The following is a 15,704-nucleotide window of genomic DNA, read 5'->3' as shown; positions in this document are numbered from 1 at the left end:
TCGAAATATTTCCGACCTAAGTTTGTCACAAAACAGATGATTACTCCTTAAATTTGGCAAAAAAAGACGGCCCGCAAGATCAAAATATGATCTATACGAGCCATCTTTTATTAAATATTTTGAAACATCTCGGACACAATATTGAAAACAGTGCATCGGGAATTGCAAATATATGTCCGCAGCAGAGCAGAAATGGTCTAACGCCGCAGCTTGTCTCATATATATATCACATCTTCATCATATTTGATAAGGATGTGACCTTATTATGCTCAACAGCATGATGAAAATAGCAGAATGGCTGATTGTAGCAGGAGTAGCATTATTTTGGATGATCACTTATATTCTCATCATTATCCGAAGTAAAAAGGATCAATTTTGTGGAATGCCGCTCCCAGCAATTTGCGCAAATATTACTTGGGAATTTTTATTTACTTTTGTAATGCCCTTTCATCCCTTGCAGCAGGCCGTAACGTTTATATGGTTGTTGCTTGATTGTGTTATTTTGTTTCAATATTTCATCTACTCGAAAAAAGCCGACAAAGCGACTCCGCTCCACACGACCTATCAGATTGTGCTCTCCTTGCTCATTATGTTCTTGCTTCTGCATTACGGCTCAGCGCTTGAGTTTCAAGATGAAATGGGCGTGTACTCCGCCTTTTCAATCAATCTGATGATGTCCGTTTTGTTTGTTAACCTAGTCAGGGAGAAAGGGCTGCTGGGCCAGTCATTAGCTATCGCTTATTTCAAAATGATTGGCACCTTGTGCGCATCAATACTTTGCTACGCAATCTATCCGCAATCGATCCTGCTAAATATATTATACGTCCTTACGTTTGCAGCGGATGCTGTATACGTCGTTATAATTACACAAAGATCGCTGCCCAAATCTTCGTCTTCCGACCTTTCCACAAAAGCGTTGTAAGCTGCTCCTTTAAGGAAAAACGGCTTCAAAGTCCTTGGATACGCGCGTTACGCAATAAAAGTAGTGCTCAGCATCTGCCGAGCACTGCTTTTAGTTTCCACTTCTTTTATCCAAAACGTATACTTGACTCTCTTACGACAAGTCGAGGCAGCAGCTTAATCTGGCCTTCTGAATTGTTATTGCCATGCAGCCGATCCATCAAAATTTGAGCGGCATGCCTGCCGATTTCTTCCTGCATCAAAGATACTGAGGTCAGCTTGGGATACACTCTTGATGCAATATCCAAATTATCCATCCCTACAATTGCTATATCGTCCGGAATGGATAGGCCTGCTTCTTCACACGCCTTCATTACGCCGATTGCCATTAAATCATTAGCCGCTACGATCGCCTGCGGTTTAGCTTGTTTTTCAAACAGCTGTTTAGCGGATAAATAACCGCCGCTCTCTGAATAGTTGGATTCCATTACGAACGACTCATCCAATTCCAAATTCGCATCAAGCATAGCGTCGCGATAACCGGCATACCGCTGGGCTCCTGTTTGTTCGTCTAAGCTTCCGCCGATAAATGCTATTTTCTCAATCCCTTGCTTTATAAGATGTTCGGTGCCCAGCTTGATCCCTGCATAAGTATCAACATATACGTAATCGAACCTGTCGCCGCCTTTTTTCGACTCGTATTTATTCGTTAATACGATTGGCGCCTTCAATGCGTTGATCGCTCGAATATTTTCCTCGCAAAAATGAAAGGACACCATGATCATCCCGTCTGCGACTTTTTCTTTTACGTTCTGTATGGCTTTCAATTCTTCCTTCAAGCTATGCTTTGTGTAGAAGAGAATGAGCAAATAGCCATATGATTCCAGCACCTGATTAATTCCATTTATCATTTCAAAATAAAATGGATTGCATATATCCGGAACGGCAAAAATAATTTTTTGCGTTCTTCTTGTCTTCAGCATTTTGGCCGCATTGTCTGGCGCGTAGTTTAATTCCTTCGCGGCTTGAAGTATTTTTTCTTTTGTTTTGACACCGCAATATCCATTTCCTGAAAGAGCTCTTGAAACAGTTGCTGGCGACATTCCGACTTTCTCTGCGATGTGATATATCGTACTCTTATCCATAAAAACCCCCAATTGATTTTAAATGCAATCGGTTCCATTGATTAAGGGTATCATTCTATGCATGGATTAGCAATAAACACGATTAGATAACCTCTCGCTCATCATTGCCTGGCAGTTCCGGGAACGGAGCATGAGGCTCGGCTTGATACCAAAAGGCAGTAGAAGCAATATCGCTTTGCTGCGGCAAATAACGTCCGTCAGCTCGCCAGCCAAGATCTTGAATCGTAATTTTAAGGGCTTGCTCAAAACGGATCGGATCCATCACATGCCATCGGTACATGCCGAACCTCGTTTGACTGCGATACAGCCCGTCAGGCTTAATCAATTGATGCATGCCCAAATAAGCGGTTGAATACGTGCAATATTCGCCCTTCGGCTGCTCCCAATTCCATGCGCCGCCAAAGTAATCCTCAGTTCCTGTACCGCATATCGTCGGAAATTGTTCATCGCCATCCATATAAAATTTAATTTCACCCTCACCCCACCAGCCTGTATTATTTACCTGCCATGCAAGATAGGTGCCAACATAATGTCCCTTTCCTTGGATTCCATCTACAATTGTATGCACATCCTTATAAGCTACCGGGCTGCTTCTGCGCCACTGTGCATGAAAATAAGCGGCATCATCCGGCACTGTCGTCAGTGTGTAATCCAGTTGATAGTAGAGCACCGTATTTTCGGAAGAGGTATTTTCTATCGTCACTTTAGCTGATTTTCTAAAAGGCATCAGCCAGTAACAGTTCATCCCTCCTGCTGGATTAACCGCAACCGGTATCGAGTTTACATTTACCCGCTCCTGCCAGCCGTTACAAAACAAATCACCTACCGGTACTTCAACGGAAGGCTGCTCTTCCTCATCCCAATAAAAACGAATAATGAGATTGCGCCAAAATGTCGGAAAGCAAGTGAGCCATATATGTTGAATAGCCCCAGGGCCTTCGATCTGCCCCATCGTAAACGTAGTGCCTGCTGCTATTTCTACCGAGGGCGATACTTTCCAGCCAACGCCTAAATCCCGGGCACTGTTGGCTCCGGTACCTGTAGCCGCCATACCGCCCTTTCCTTTTTCACCTGTAAAATTTTCAGCGCTGATCGATCTTGTCTGCGCATTGGACAGCCTTGCTAAATTTCCAAGCCCCATTTCCAACCCATTAAAACTGCTCATCGACAATCTCTCCTTATCTATTATAGTTTTCCAAAGCGATCCAGCATGCGCATATAGCCTTCGGCTGCTGCCCCATTGCCCCAGTCAAAAATCGTAAATTCCCCCATCGGGTCATGTATAGGATCCGTTCTCCCGTCATGCCCGTAGTTCTCCATCATAAAGCCGTAATCCTTTTCATTCAAAAATGGCCATTCCTTTTCCCATCTTTGTTTGACTTTCTCATTCTCAGGGCAATACATCATCGTAAATGAGGCACGCAGCGCTGCCAATCCCCGTTCCTTATATTCTTCTATATCCAGCTCATAGCCATATGCGGTTATCAGCTCAGCGAATAGGCTTTGCCGGGCGTCATTCCACTCCGCGTCGGCATTCATCACACCGAATCCTCCCAGAGCCGGCACATAAATATAAGGCGGCTGCCAGGAAGCTTGCGTCATAAGCAGCTCATCCAAGCAGCGTTGACCAAGCTGCAAATACTGCTGCTCATTCGACTCCCGGTAACAGGCAAGCAGCGCTTCAGCTGTCCAGTACATAGAGAAATTGCACTGCTTGTACATATTATTTCTATTAATCTTACGGCCTCGCCATTCCTCCTGTCCCCAGCGGCTGCACGACCAGTACGTTTCAAAATCTTCCCATCGGCCGCACGGGATTATTTCCTCACAAACGGCATGCAGGGCTTTGTATGCGGCATCCTTGTACACTGTACGGCCAGAAATTTCATACATTTTCATCAGGAAAGTAACAGACAGTGATGTTTCCGGGGATTCGTCCAAAATGCCCAGCGGCAGCCCGCTTTTCGGATCAATCCAGCCCGGGAAAAAACCTCGCTTATCCTGCAAGGCCAATAGAGCATCCGCATAGCTGCAGGCGTATTCCAGCAGGCGCTCGTCCTGCTCCAGCTCTTCAAACCAGCGAAGCATGAGCAGCGCTGTCCAGCTCATATCCAGCACATGCAGCGGAGCCTCGCGAATATTGAGATGGAAAGGATTGCGGTTCGAATTGCCCCAATACATAGAAGACCAGCCTTTAGAACGGTTATATACTTTGCCCTCCAGCTCCACCTGTTCCATTTCCGTTGCCAGTACAGATGGAAACCATCCATTGTGCTGGGGCGCGCATAAAGCAAGCTCCTTCATTTTTTGGGCGCGTTCTATATAATCTTCATTGCCCGTTAATCGGCCATAGCGATACAAACCATGTGCTGAACGCAGCGAGCTGAACCAGGCTTGATTCCAAACGGAGAGTACCTCACGCTCATTAGGCACGCCGGGATAATTAGGGCTTTGTGTCACGTTCACGATAAATGCTGGAGCGCCAACCTCTTTGCCATTCAGCTCGAATTGCTGCCAAACGATATGTTCCCAATTATGAAATGCCCAGTGGTAGGCTCGGGCAATATAAGGCTCGAGCTCGCCGCTATTAGGTTGACCCTTCGCAAATAAAGGACTGCCCCAGCCCTGCCAAAAAAAGCTGAGCAGCTCCCGCCATGGATTGGCGATACTTCTCTTGTCATCGGATATAAACAAATAGAACCCGAATTCTATTTGTCCGCTTGCAAATTGTGTTCCTGGCTGCCGTACATACAGCACATGCTCTTTGACGGATGTACAGCACATTCCAAGCGACAGCTCATTAAGAGGCGCATCCATATCCATATACCAGCGAGGCGGTTGCTCCTTGCTGCCTTTCTTGCTGCTGCCCGCTTTGGTGAGCAGCTCCAAATCTGGAACGACCGCGAGCCATTTTGCCCCGTCATGCACAATCAGCGCCGGACTGCGGAAGGAATGCTGATCGATCACATGCTCGGCAGTTGGCGTAAGATGCGGCGACCAGTGAAAGGTTGCAGAAAATGCAGGCTTAAGCTGAATGCGCCAATCATCCTGCAGCACAACCTGATCTAATGCAAATCGGATATGAACCTTCGCTCTATTTGAGGCAGGATAAGTTACCTCTATTTGCGGCTTTATTGAACCCAAATAATCGCATGTGACAGACTCTATATAGCTCCTAAAATGGTTATCCAATTGTATCTGTTCATAAGTCCGCTCCATTATGCGCTCCTTCTGTCCTTCCAGCATAAGGACGAATATTTAATAACTTTCAGCCTTTAACTCCCGACATCGTAATGCCTTGCACATAGTATTTTTGCAGAAATACAAACAATAGCAAAATAGGAATCGAACTGATCGTATCTGCCGCCAAAATCCTGCCCCATTCTGTTACCTGAGCGTTAGAAAAAGTTGCGATCGCTACTTGCAGCATTTGTTTATTCTGGTCATTGATTACGACTAGCGGCCATAGATAAGAGTCCCACTGTCCCAAAAAAGTAAGAATGGCCAGCGTCACAATTGCAGGAATTGAAGCAGGCAAAATAATTTTTTTATAAACATTGAACCATGAAGCTCCATCGATTCTTCCAGCTTCCAGCAAATCGCGAGGGATTTCCGAAAAAAATTGAACGAGCAAAAATACACTGAACACCGATACGACCGCAGGAACAATTAATGCTGCATAGGAATCGATCCAATTAAAATCATTCATTAATAAATAGCTCGGAACGAGTGTTACTTCACCTGGAATAACAAGCGCAGAAAGAAACAGCGTAAAAATCGTTCTCTTGAAGCGAAAGCGCAGCTTGGCGAATGCAAAAGCCGCAAGTGAGTTAATAAATAAAGACATTAATGTAACAGGAACAGCTACAAGCAATGTATTGACAATAAACCGGCTGAAGGGCTTAACATCATCTGTAAAAATGTCAAAATAGTTTTGCAGCGTCCAATTTACCGGAAATATCGTTCTCCACTGCAGCTCAGATGAATATTTAAAAATTTCTGCATGCTCCCGGAAAGAACCTAGCACCATCCATACAATCGGAAGTAGCGTAACAAGCGCCAGGCCTATCATTACAATTAATTTTACCGTTGTTAGCAGTTGCCTCTTCATCTCATTACGCCCCCTAATACTCCACATCCGATTTAAAAAGCTTTAGCTGGAATATTGAAATTGAAAGTACAATGACAAACAAAATCATAGCAGCCGCTGCCGCATAGCCCATTCTCATTTGATCAAACGCTTGATTGACAATATAAAACGTGGCCGTCGTCGTAGAGTTTGCTGGTCCTCCACCAGTCAATATAAAGATCGGCCCCGATATCTTAATAGCATCCATCGTCGTAATAATGACCACAAAAGCCGTCGTCCGTTTTAAAAGAGGCAGGGTAATGTTGTAAAACATGCGCAATTTGCTCGCTCCATCAACCTCCGCTGCTTCGTATATCGCTTTGGGAATATTGTTTAAACCTGCCAAATAAATAATCATAAAAAAACCAGCTGCCTTCCACATCCCCAAAATCATAATTCCATACATGGAAACGCTCGGATCCGACAGGAAACTGATGGTTGGCAAGCCGAATATTTTTAGAAATGCGTTCAATAATCCGAAATCTTTGTTGTAGAGCAATCTGAATACGGTAGAGGCTACACCAATAGCAATTATGACGGGCAAAAAGTATACGGTTCGAAATAGACCGCTGTACCAAGCTGTTCGTTTGACAAGCAAAGCTAAGCAAAGAGCGATCGCCGTCTGTATCGGAATAACAAAAACCGCGAAATGAAGAGAATGCAGCAAGCTATTTAAAAACTGCTTATCATGCAGCAGTTCCTTATAGTTTTCCAAGCCGATAAATGCCGCGTTAGAATTAATAAGATTAAAATCTTTAAAGCTGACGAAAATTGCACTTATCATCGGATAAAACGTAAACAGCAGCAGACTCGCCACCGCAGGAAATATAAAAGCAAAAGCAGATCGCTCTTCCTGCATGCGGAAGGAGTTCCATCCGGATGATTTACTCTTTATCTGCTTCATCTTTCTTCATCCTTTCTTTGAAGACAAAGAGGGATGCGGCTCACCGGTCCCTCTTTGCTGCTCCATTCATTACTTCACGCCCGCAATAGCTTTATCAATTTTTTCAACAGCTGCATTCATAGCCTCATCAACATTCTTATTGGCAAGCGTCACATCCTCGAACAGCTCTGTAATCGCTTTGCTGACTGCTGGATAAGCCGGCGAAACTGGACGGGGCTTAGCATAGGTAGACGATTGCTTCACCCAAATATTAAGCGGATATTGCTGCAGCTCCGGGAATGCTTCTGATACAGATAGTCGCGCAGGCAGATTCTTTGTTACTTCATACCATACCTTTGCCCCTTCCTTGCCAGTTACCCAATTGACAAACTCCCATGCTTCATCAGGATGCTTGGATTTTTTCGTAATTCCCATATTCCAGCTGCCCATCGGCGTCACTTGTTTTTTATCCTTCCACAGCGGAGCTACTGCCCAGTCCTTGAAGTCAGGGAAGCTATTTACAAGATAAGGCAAATGCCACGGGCCGTTCATCATAATGCCTAATTTTCCTGACTCAAACGCTTCTGGCGGCAGCTCTTTAGTCGCAACCTTTGAATCATTGTATAAGCCGCTGAAAAATTCCAATGCCCGTTTTGTTTCCGGTGAATTCAAGTAGCCATTTGCTGTTTTTCCGTCCTCGCTAAGCACTTCTGCGCCTGCCTGCCAGAGTAAGCTCATTTTGACAAAAGCCGAGCCTTCTCCGCCCCCGACTCCCCATGCCGGATCCCAGCCGTAAATATTTTTTTCGGGATTGTTAATTTTTTTGGCAGCTTCCAGCACCTGCTCCCAGGTCCATGCTTCATCTGGATTTTCGGAAGGCAGCGGAATATTATTGTCTGCAAACAATTTTTTGTTATAGAACATGGCTACACTTGCGTCATTCAGCGGTGCTGCCCAAATTTTCCCGTTATAAGTTAAGCTTTCTCGCACAGGAGCAGTAATATCGTCTAGATCGCCATTTGCAGCAAAATAGGAATCAAGCGGGATAACCGCTTCTTGATGCGCGTAGGAAGCTACGAAAGGACCGTCTATGCCCATAATATCAGGAGCTTTGCTTCCAGACAGCGCTGTGCGTATCTTCGTTTCATAATCATCGTATGGAATAACTTCCATCTTCACCTTAATGTTGGGATGCTCCTTCTCAAACGAAGCGATCAATTGATTCAATGCTTTAACCTCAGCCTCATTATCATGGCGCCAGTACGTAATCGTAACCTTTCCGCCAGAGCCTCCGCCCCCCGAGCACCCGGCAAGCACCCCTAAAGCAAGCAGGACAGCCATAAGTAAATACACAGCTTTTGCTTTGTTTTTCATACGCCTTGCCCCTTCTTTCTTAGCACTTTCTTTCATACTCGAACCTCCTTTTAGTGGCCATGCTATTTAAACGCTGGGCGTTTAAACCGAATACTTGGCTAGGATTGTTTTCTCTCAAGGCTGGCCTTAAACCAGAAAACGTTATACGGCTCCCATAATGACAAGCTGAAATAAATCGTTTTTCCATCGTCCTCAACGTACCGTTCATTCATATATGGAGCATACAAGCCGGGATAATCTGCTGCTTTCACGACTTCCATCGGCTCCCCCCATGGTCCCCATGGCGTAAGCCCCTCCCGGATGACGACTGCACCTTCCTTTGAATAAGTCATAAGCCATCTTTCCAGGTAGGTATTCCAAACGACCGACAGCTCGCCAACATCATCATCCACAATCAGCTCAGCTTTAGACATATTGTTATCCCATATTGGCATGCCAGCTTTATCCGTGCCGGCAAAGTAAACATATGCATCCATTTGCTCTATTTTCTTTTCATTCACCTTCATCAGCTTAACGCCGCCGAATCGTCCGGACGGGATGCTCCAAAAATAAATTTCCGACTCACCTTGTCTGTTTTGTACTTTGTAAGGGCTTACCTGAATAAAGTTGCTGTCTCCTGGCCACGTCAGACCATCCAGAAGCGTCCAATTCTGTCCTTCATCAGTTGATTTGCCAACCCCTGCATAATTAGCGTCCCACTCGCCGGGTGCTCCCCAGTGATTGACCGACATGAAGTATAAATAGAGTGCTCCGTTCGCATAGACCCCATGTGTCGGGATTTTAGTCATTTCATCGAAATCGGCTTTCTTGGAAGGCAGCAGCTCCTTCGCCAGACCAAAATCATCTGTAATCATTCCATCAAAGGCAATGCCGTCTGCCGGATTTTTATCTGTCGTGTATGCCATTACATTCGAGCGCCAGAAGCTGCCGCCTGCACCCGTCAAAGAAGGATTTTTTTCACCAAAAGTATCTCCGAATACGAAATAGGTTTTCTTCTTTACGTTGATCATAGAACCAAGATCGGTACCATAGACAACATATTTATCTGTCTTGTTTGGTGATGCTTCCCCCGTTAATTGAGCAACCTGCTGCAAATCTGAAACACCGCCTAAAACAAAGGGCTGATCTTTCATTTCCAGCAATGGTTTTACCTCCGTGCCTCCTATGCAGCCTGTTAAAACAGCAAACAACAGGACAACAGCTATGCTAAATTTTGACTTCATCGGGCATCCCGCCTTTTATCATTTCCGCTCTTTACGGATTAGGATGACTGAAAATTGTCTTTAAGCTTGCCGTGTTGAAAGGTTTTATATTGGATAGCGGCATTCGCTGCTCCACTTTTGGCAATGACGCAAAGGGACGATGCGGCTCCTGCTGATACCAATACGCTGTTGAGGCTATGTCATCGCTGCGGTGATTATTATGGCCATGCTCGATTGTCACTCTAATACTCTTCTCAAACATAATCGGATCAAGAATATGGTACCTGTATGTAGAAATTTTCCCGCCCCAATTGGCATCCCCTCCGAGAATCAATCCATGATATGGCGTACAAACTTCCTGCTGCGGGCACCATGCCGTATTAAAATAATCTTCCGTGCCCGTGCCATGCATATTCGGCGGCCAAGGCTCGTCATCGATAAAGATCATATCATCGCCTTCCCCGTACCAGTTCCATTCCCTAGTCTCACGCAGATTGTGAACATTGAAATTACAGCCTACATAATGCCCTTTTCCTTCTGCATGAAGAATGACATAATTTCCTTCGCCTGACGTATTTTTGCCGCCGAATTCAAACTCGGCATTATCTACTCCTGCATCAGATATGCCATCTGTAGGACATTCTCTATTCCACTGTGCATGGAAGCGCAGCTCTCCCTCAGGAAGCTTATCGTATTCCTCACAGTTAATGTAAAAGTAAAATTTAATAGGCGTCTCTGCTTCACTTTCAATTTCAAATCTGGCATCAGATGCAAAGGGCATTCTGAAAAAGCAATTAAAAGCTTTACCGTCCTCTGGACTCATCATCAGCGCAGCAGAACTGAAATTTTTCGTTATACCGTGTCCCATGCCGAAAAAATCTCCGATCGGCGCTTCTACACTTGGCTCAAGCTCCTGATCCCAATACATGCGCAGTACAACTTTACGAGGCAAATATTGCTCTAGCTGTGGACCTTCCGGCGCCATCGTCATCCATATATGCGTAATTGCGCCTGCACCTTGAATATGGCATATTTGCTTGTTCTCGCCTGGCATAATCGTATAATAATCTTTATTGCCACCTGAACGATCATAACTGGATTGCCGCCTGCTCTTACCAGTCCTTGCCTGGCTTAGTGAAGTAAGATTATGCATCATTTCCGCTCTCCTTTTGTCAGCTTTTATAACTAAAATTCGATATAAAATCTGTAATCGATTCCACATTCGACAAATTCCACACTAATAATTCCCCGCATAACACTGCTTATAATTAAAAAAGCGACAAAACTCTCTAATGAGATACTGAAAAACTCTGCTTATTAAACGAAATGACCACTCTTTGTATCCGCTTACAAGGTTTCGTTCATTTATGCAATCGATTTCAGAAATATCTTATTACTATTTTTTCCTGTTGTCAACGATAAGATGAAAGAGGCAGTCCCAATCGCTCCAAAGCTGGGACTGCCCCTCTTACAGACAAAACATAAAAACGTTAATATTCATTACAGTACGGATAGGTGTTTTATAAGCATGAAAAACGCCATTCTGAGCTTAGCACCGCATAATAATATTCGTCCCACCAAGTACCGTCATCTCTTGGAATACATTGCAAAAAATGGCCTTCCCGTCTCATGCCGAGCTTCTCCATCACTCTGTAGGAGGGCGTATTTTCCGGATGGCAGGTAGCCACAACCCGATGAAGCTTTTGCTCCTTAAAGGCATAATCCAGCACAGCAGCGGCGGCTTCTGTCGCATATCCCTTGTTCTGATATCCCGAATGAAAAATCCAGCCAATCTCGTACGAATGCTCGCCAAACCAAGGATGGAACACGATATGTCCAATGGTCCTCGCTTCTTCCCGAAGGGAAACCGCAAAATTTCTTGCTTGCTTCCCCATGTTTTGCTGCACGAAAAGCTTCGCTTTCTCTTCGGTATAAACCTCTTCCGGCAAATATTTCATTACCTCCATACTGGAGGTATAATTAAAAACATCATTCCAATCATTATATTTAAATTCCCTTACAATTAATCGTTCTGTCACGATATGCACGGCCTTCGCTCCCTATTAAAGTATTCGATCATCTGAATTCCTTTAATTAATATGGAAATGCAAAACGCCTTATGCTCCGTTTTAAATAAACTGCGAACCAACCTCCCTCCGATCCAAAACTAACTATTTAGTATAATCACCGTTTAAGAAAAAGTCGAAGCGTCCTTAGGACTGGCATGTTTTTTGAACGGCATGTTTCATTGTAACAAATCCCCTAACGAATAGCGATTCATTGCGAATATAGCAACAAACAACAATAGAACGAAACAGCGATTCAGGCCTAACAGCTATTGGGGCAAGTGCTAAAACTTCATGATTTTTATTTTCTTCAATAATCTGAGCTTTGCTTAGAAGCAGATGTCCACATATTTCGCCGCCGCACTCTGCAACTAATGACAGTTCCGAAACGAATCCCTCTGACTGTCTTACGCTTTCTACCAGTCTAGCTTCGTCGTTACGATTTCCAAATGCAGCATAATGAACTTGAAATATACCCTCGAGATCTGCTTCCGATTCAGTTCTAATAATCATGAAATTCTCCTTGTTAGCAATGTGCTTTATGCACGCCAGAAATACGCTAGCAACACATCAGTTGCATGCTATGCGATACGTTTGCAGAACGCCTGCAACACACCAGCATTACGTTATTTTCTATAGCAGTTTTGCTCTCTCCAAATCCGCCTGCTCAGGCTGCTCATACATATTAAATAGGCGCCAAAGCCAGCTGCTGCTCATTGTTAACCATTGTGCGGCATCTCTATCAACCATACTTCCTCTTCCAGTAGACGTAATTTCATTCGCTAGCGAAAAGCCATGTACGCCGTTCGGATAAATATGCAGCTCAAACGGAACATCATGCTTAGCGAGGGCTTGTGCAAACAGCAGCGCATTTTCAACAGGTACAACATTGTCCATATAGGTGTGGAAAATAAAAGCTGGCGGAGTATGCGCGCCTGCATGCAGCTCACAGGACAGTTGGCGCTGCATCTGTTCAGATGGCTGATCTCCCATCGCAATTTTCCACATATTGTTTAGATGTCCCGCCGTGTCATCTCCGCAAGTTATAACCGGATAGCCCAATATCAACGCATTCGGTTTATTCTCGCCTGCCTCAATGCCAGCCGCTTCAATCAGCTTCGGATCATTCCACATCGTTCCGAGACTTGCTGCCAAATGACCGCCTGCGGAAAAGCCGCATACCGCAAGCCGATCTGGATCCAAATGCCACTCATCCGCCTGCTTGCGAATAAGACTCATCGCACGGGAAGCATCGATAAATGGCGCTGGAAATTGGCCGTGCTCGGCTGTTGAATATCGAAGCACGAAAGCATGAAAGCCTTGTGCCAAATAACTAAGCGCCACAGGATCTGCTTCACGGTCCGAGGTGTAGCTGTAGCCTCCGCCTGGCAGCACCAAAACTGCAGGCCGCTTCGCCCAATTTGTCATTTCTCTGGAATCCTCGATTAGATAAGCTGTTAAAGTTACACGATTGTCTTCGGTCAATTGAAATTGCAGCGTTTTCATAAAATGCCCTCCAGTATGTTGACAATTCATCATGGCAAGGAATTACATCTTCCTCTACTATCTATTAAAACAGATCACTCTCAAAATGCAAAGCAGCCTCTGACAATATTTTGCCAGAGACTGCTTATATGCTAGACGATTTTGACCAAGCTGTAGTTTTTCTTGCCTTTGCGAATAATAATAAACTTGCCGCCGATCGCATCGCCTTCTGAAAGCTCGTAAGCCAAATCCTGCATCCGCTCACCGTTCACCGATATTGCGCCATTCGTTATATCTTCGCGAGCTTGACGCTTGGATGGTTCGATGCCGACATCTACAAGCCAATCCACGATATTTTTAGTTTCCTTAGCAGCTTCAAATGTCGGCATTTCCTTAAAGCCCTGCTCAATCTCATCAACAGTCAGCTCTTTGATGTCGCCGCTGAAAAGTGCCGCTGTGATTCGTTTCGCCTGCTCCAGCATTTCCTCGCCATGAACGAAGCGGGTCATTTCTTCTGCAAGTGTTTTTTGCGCTTCGCGCTTATGCGGCTCAGTTTGCACTTTTTCCGCAAGTAAATCGATTTGCTCTTTCGTTAGGAACGTAAAATACTTAAGGTATTTCACAACATCCCGATCATCTGTATTTGCCCAAAATTGGTAAAACTCGTAAGGTGTAGTTTTCTTTGGATCGAGCCATACTGCCCCGCCGGCTGTTTTGCCGAACTTCGTTCCGTCCGCTTTAAGCATAAGCGGAATCGTAAGCCCGAATGCTTTGGACTCTGACCCTTCTTTCCTGCGAATCAAATCCAGCCCGCTCGTAATATTGCCCCATTGATCCGACCCGCCGATTTGCAGCTGCACATCCTCGTGCTTGAACAGATGCAAATAATCGATCGACTGCAAAATTTGGTAGGAGAACTCTGTAAAAGATATTCCGCTGTCCAAGCGGCTTGCCACTACATCCTTTGCCAACATAGCGTTTATGCTGAAATTTTTGCCAAAGTCGCGCAAAAACTCAATAACATTGATTTTATGGGTCCAGTCATAGTTGTTTACCATACGAATTTGATTATCGCCTTCAGTAATAAACAGCTTCTTCATCTGTTCCGTCAGCGCTTCTACATTGGCTTGAATTTGTTCTAATGATTGCAGGGAACGCTCTGATTGACGACCGCTCGGATCGCCGATCGTTCCCGTTGCACCGCCAATAAGAATAACAGGCTTATGCCCTGCCAGCTGGAATCGCTTCAGCATAATAAATGGGATCAGGTGTCCAATATGCATACTGTCGCCTGTAGGATCTACACCGCAGTATAATGAAATGGATTTCTCATTCGTTAATTCGCGCAGCCCTTCTGCATCCGTTTGCTGGTTAATGGCATCACGCCACTCTAATTCATCAATAATATTCATCTTGCACACACTCCTCTAAAGTTAATACGGCCCAAGGATAAACGGTTTCGCTGCCCTTTATGCTTGAAAAACAAAAAAATCGCCGCCTTGTCTTGACAGACAAGGGACGATTCATTAACCGTGTTACCACCCAATTTGTATTCTCGCTTAAATATCAGATGAAAATCTGAAATTAAAAAGCTCCGAAATACCACTCTTGGCAAGTTATCGTTCGCCGCTCCGCTTGGCATTACCCAAGATACTCCAGAGTTGTAATTCACAGTCATTGTATGTACCGAGTCGCATCAACCTCGGCTTTCTGAGACAGGAACAAAGCTGCTACTAAGCTCTTTCATCGTATAGCAAATATTAGATTACAGACAGTATAGAGAAATAAATTGGCAATGTCAACCTTGTTCGCACAGTCATTTTCACTTTATTCGTGAAAGCGCCTCCGTAAATCTTGCCGTAATATCCCGCGGCCTTGTAATCGCGCCCCCTACTACAACGGAAGTCGCACCCAGTTCCAGGCAGCGCTTGAACATTTCAGGAGTAAGTACATTTCCTTCAGCAATAACAGGAATGCGAAGTTCTTTCAACACAAGCTTCAAAAAATCAAAATCGTTATGATAAAGCTTGTTTAAAGCAGTTTCTCGCGTATAGCCGTAAAGTGTTGTAGATACGCAATCAAATCCTAATTGCTGCGCAAGCACAGCCTCGCTAAGCGTTGACACATCGCCCATCAGCTCTATTGCCGGATTCTGTGATCTGCAATAATTAACCAGCTCTAATAACGTTTCGCCATTAGGGCGCGCGCGCATCGTAGCATCCATCGCAATCATGTCGCAGCCGCTCTCCAGCAGTTCGTCAATTTCTATTTTCGTAGCTGTAATGAACACTTCACTGCCCTCGTAATCTCGCTTCACGATACCGATCACTGGCAATGCTACCTCTTGCTTAATCGCTATAATGTCCCGCTTCGAATTCGCTCTTATCCCCGCGGCTCCGCCCTCCTTGGCTGCCAATGCCATTTTGGCCATAATAAAGGAGCTATGCAGAGGCTCATGCTCGAGCGCTTGGCATGAAACTACTAATCCGCCTTTTATAACATTCAGCATAGTGCAGTTCT

Annotated in this window: 14 protein-coding genes; 1 reads left to right on the top strand and 13 read right to left on the bottom strand. The window is 44.8% G+C overall.

What is annotated here, in order from left to right:
* Nucleotides 1–265 precede the first annotated feature (265 nt).
* Nucleotides 266–922 carry a transmembrane-type terpene cyclase gene (locus V1L65_RS08980; protein WP_331698788.1) on the top strand — a complete coding sequence of 219 codons (657 nt, stop codon included), beginning with the start codon at nt 266–268 and terminating at the stop codon, nt 920–922.
* A 106-nt stretch (nt 923–1,028) separates the two neighbouring features.
* Here the strand turns inward: V1L65_RS08980 and V1L65_RS08975 are convergent, their stop codons facing one another.
* The 13 genes from V1L65_RS08975 to V1L65_RS08915 form a co-directional block, all read right to left on the bottom strand.
* Nucleotides 1,029–2,045, bottom strand: coding sequence for a LacI family DNA-binding transcriptional regulator (locus V1L65_RS08975; RefSeq protein WP_331698787.1), 1,017 nt, complete (start codon nt 2,043–2,045; stop codon nt 1,029–1,031).
* 82 nt (nt 2,046–2,127) lie between these two features.
* Complete coding sequence (locus V1L65_RS08970; RefSeq protein ID WP_331698786.1) at nt 2,128–3,210, bottom strand: glycoside hydrolase family 172 protein; 1,083 nt, start codon at nt 3,208–3,210, stop codon at nt 2,128–2,130.
* Between the two features lie 20 nt (nt 3,211–3,230).
* Nucleotides 3,231–5,264, bottom strand: coding sequence for a hypothetical protein (locus tag V1L65_RS08965; protein WP_331698785.1), 2,034 nt, complete (start codon nt 5,262–5,264; stop codon nt 3,231–3,233).
* A gap of 49 nt (nt 5,265–5,313) precedes the next feature.
* Nucleotides 5,314–6,156 carry a carbohydrate ABC transporter permease gene (locus tag V1L65_RS08960; RefSeq protein ID WP_331698784.1) on the bottom strand — a complete coding sequence of 281 codons (843 nt, stop codon included), beginning with the start codon at nt 6,154–6,156 and terminating at the stop codon, nt 5,314–5,316.
* A gap of 13 nt (nt 6,157–6,169) precedes the next feature.
* On the bottom strand, nt 6,170–7,078 hold the full coding sequence (locus V1L65_RS08955; protein ID WP_331698783.1) for a carbohydrate ABC transporter permease: 909 nt from the start codon (nt 7,076–7,078) through the stop codon (nt 6,170–6,172).
* A gap of 69 nt (nt 7,079–7,147) precedes the next feature.
* The gene (locus tag V1L65_RS08950) at nt 7,148–8,467 is read right to left on the bottom strand and encodes an ABC transporter substrate-binding protein (protein WP_331698782.1); all 1,320 of its coding nucleotides are present in this window, start codon (nt 8,465–8,467) and stop codon (nt 7,148–7,150) included.
* Between the two features lie 62 nt (nt 8,468–8,529).
* On the bottom strand, nt 8,530–9,654 hold the full coding sequence (locus tag V1L65_RS08945; RefSeq protein ID WP_331698781.1) for a DUF4185 domain-containing protein: 1,125 nt from the start codon (nt 9,652–9,654) through the stop codon (nt 8,530–8,532).
* A 31-nt stretch (nt 9,655–9,685) separates the two neighbouring features.
* Nucleotides 9,686–10,789: a glycoside hydrolase family 172 protein gene (locus tag V1L65_RS08940; RefSeq protein ID WP_331698780.1), complete on the bottom strand. Its 1,104-nt coding sequence runs from the start codon at nt 10,787–10,789 to the stop codon at nt 9,686–9,688.
* A 364-nt stretch (nt 10,790–11,153) separates the two neighbouring features.
* On the bottom strand, nt 11,154–11,681 hold the full coding sequence (locus V1L65_RS08935; protein ID WP_331698779.1) for a GNAT family N-acetyltransferase: 528 nt from the start codon (nt 11,679–11,681) through the stop codon (nt 11,154–11,156).
* Between the two features lie 165 nt (nt 11,682–11,846).
* The gene (locus V1L65_RS08930; protein ID WP_331698778.1) at nt 11,847–12,212 is read right to left on the bottom strand and encodes a GNAT family N-acetyltransferase; all 366 of its coding nucleotides are present in this window, start codon (nt 12,210–12,212) and stop codon (nt 11,847–11,849) included.
* A 120-nt stretch (nt 12,213–12,332) separates the two neighbouring features.
* Entirely contained in the window at nt 12,333–13,205 is an 873-nt protein-coding gene (locus V1L65_RS08925; RefSeq protein WP_331698777.1) for an alpha/beta hydrolase, read from the bottom strand.
* Nucleotides 13,206–13,336: 131 nt separating this feature from the next.
* Nucleotides 13,337–14,596: a tyrosine--tRNA ligase gene (gene tyrS, locus V1L65_RS08920; RefSeq protein ID WP_331698776.1), complete on the bottom strand. Its 1,260-nt coding sequence runs from the start codon at nt 14,594–14,596 to the stop codon at nt 13,337–13,339.
* Between the two features lie 410 nt (nt 14,597–15,006).
* Nucleotides 15,007–15,693 carry an N-acetylmannosamine-6-phosphate 2-epimerase gene (locus V1L65_RS08915; protein WP_331698775.1) on the bottom strand — a complete coding sequence of 229 codons (687 nt, stop codon included), beginning with the start codon at nt 15,691–15,693 and terminating at the stop codon, nt 15,007–15,009.
* Between the last annotated feature and the right edge of the window lie 11 nt (nt 15,694–15,704).

This window comes from Paenibacillus sp. IITD108 (assembly GCF_036541265.1).
In the GTDB taxonomy this organism is placed as follows: domain Bacteria; phylum Bacillota; class Bacilli; order Paenibacillales; family Paenibacillaceae; genus Pristimantibacillus.
The sequence above is the reverse complement of the archived record's forward strand: the minus strand, read 5'-3'. Positions and strand labels throughout refer to the sequence as shown.

Bases quoted from the DNA above. Each gene is read 5' to 3' on its own strand.
- V1L65_RS08980 (WP_331698788.1), top strand. From the start codon at position 266: ATGCTCAACAGCATGATGAAAATAGCAGAATGGCTGATTGTAGCAGGA.
- V1L65_RS08975 (WP_331698787.1), bottom strand. From the start codon at position 2,045: ATGGATAAGAGTACGATATATCACATCGCAGAGAAAGTCGGAATGTCG.
- V1L65_RS08970 (WP_331698786.1), bottom strand. From the start codon at position 3,210: ATGAGCAGTTTTAATGGGTTGGAAATGGGGCTTGGAAATTTAGCAAGG.
- V1L65_RS08965 (WP_331698785.1), bottom strand. From the start codon at position 5,264: ATGGAGCGGACTTATGAACAGATACAATTGGATAACCATTTTAGGAGC.
- V1L65_RS08960 (WP_331698784.1), bottom strand. From the start codon at position 6,156: ATGAAGAGGCAACTGCTAACAACGGTAAAATTAATTGTAATGATAGGC.
- V1L65_RS08955 (WP_331698783.1), bottom strand. From the start codon at position 7,078: ATGAAGCAGATAAAGAGTAAATCATCCGGATGGAACTCCTTCCGCATG.
- V1L65_RS08950 (WP_331698782.1), bottom strand. From the start codon at position 8,467: ATGAAAGAAAGTGCTAAGAAAGAAGGGGCAAGGCGTATGAAAAACAAA.
- V1L65_RS08945 (WP_331698781.1), bottom strand. From the start codon at position 9,654: ATGAAGTCAAAATTTAGCATAGCTGTTGTCCTGTTGTTTGCTGTTTTA.
- V1L65_RS08940 (WP_331698780.1), bottom strand. From the start codon at position 10,789: ATGATGCATAATCTTACTTCACTAAGCCAGGCAAGGACTGGTAAGAGC.
- V1L65_RS08930 (WP_331698778.1), bottom strand. From the start codon at position 12,212: ATGATTATTAGAACTGAATCGGAAGCAGATCTCGAGGGTATATTTCAA.
- V1L65_RS08925 (WP_331698777.1), bottom strand. From the start codon at position 13,205: ATGAAAACGCTGCAATTTCAATTGACCGAAGACAATCGTGTAACTTTA.
- tyrS (WP_331698776.1), bottom strand. From the start codon at position 14,596: ATGAATATTATTGATGAATTAGAGTGGCGTGATGCCATTAACCAGCAA.
- V1L65_RS08915 (WP_331698775.1), bottom strand. From the start codon at position 15,693: ATGCTGAATGTTATAAAAGGCGGATTAGTAGTTTCATGCCAAGCGCTC.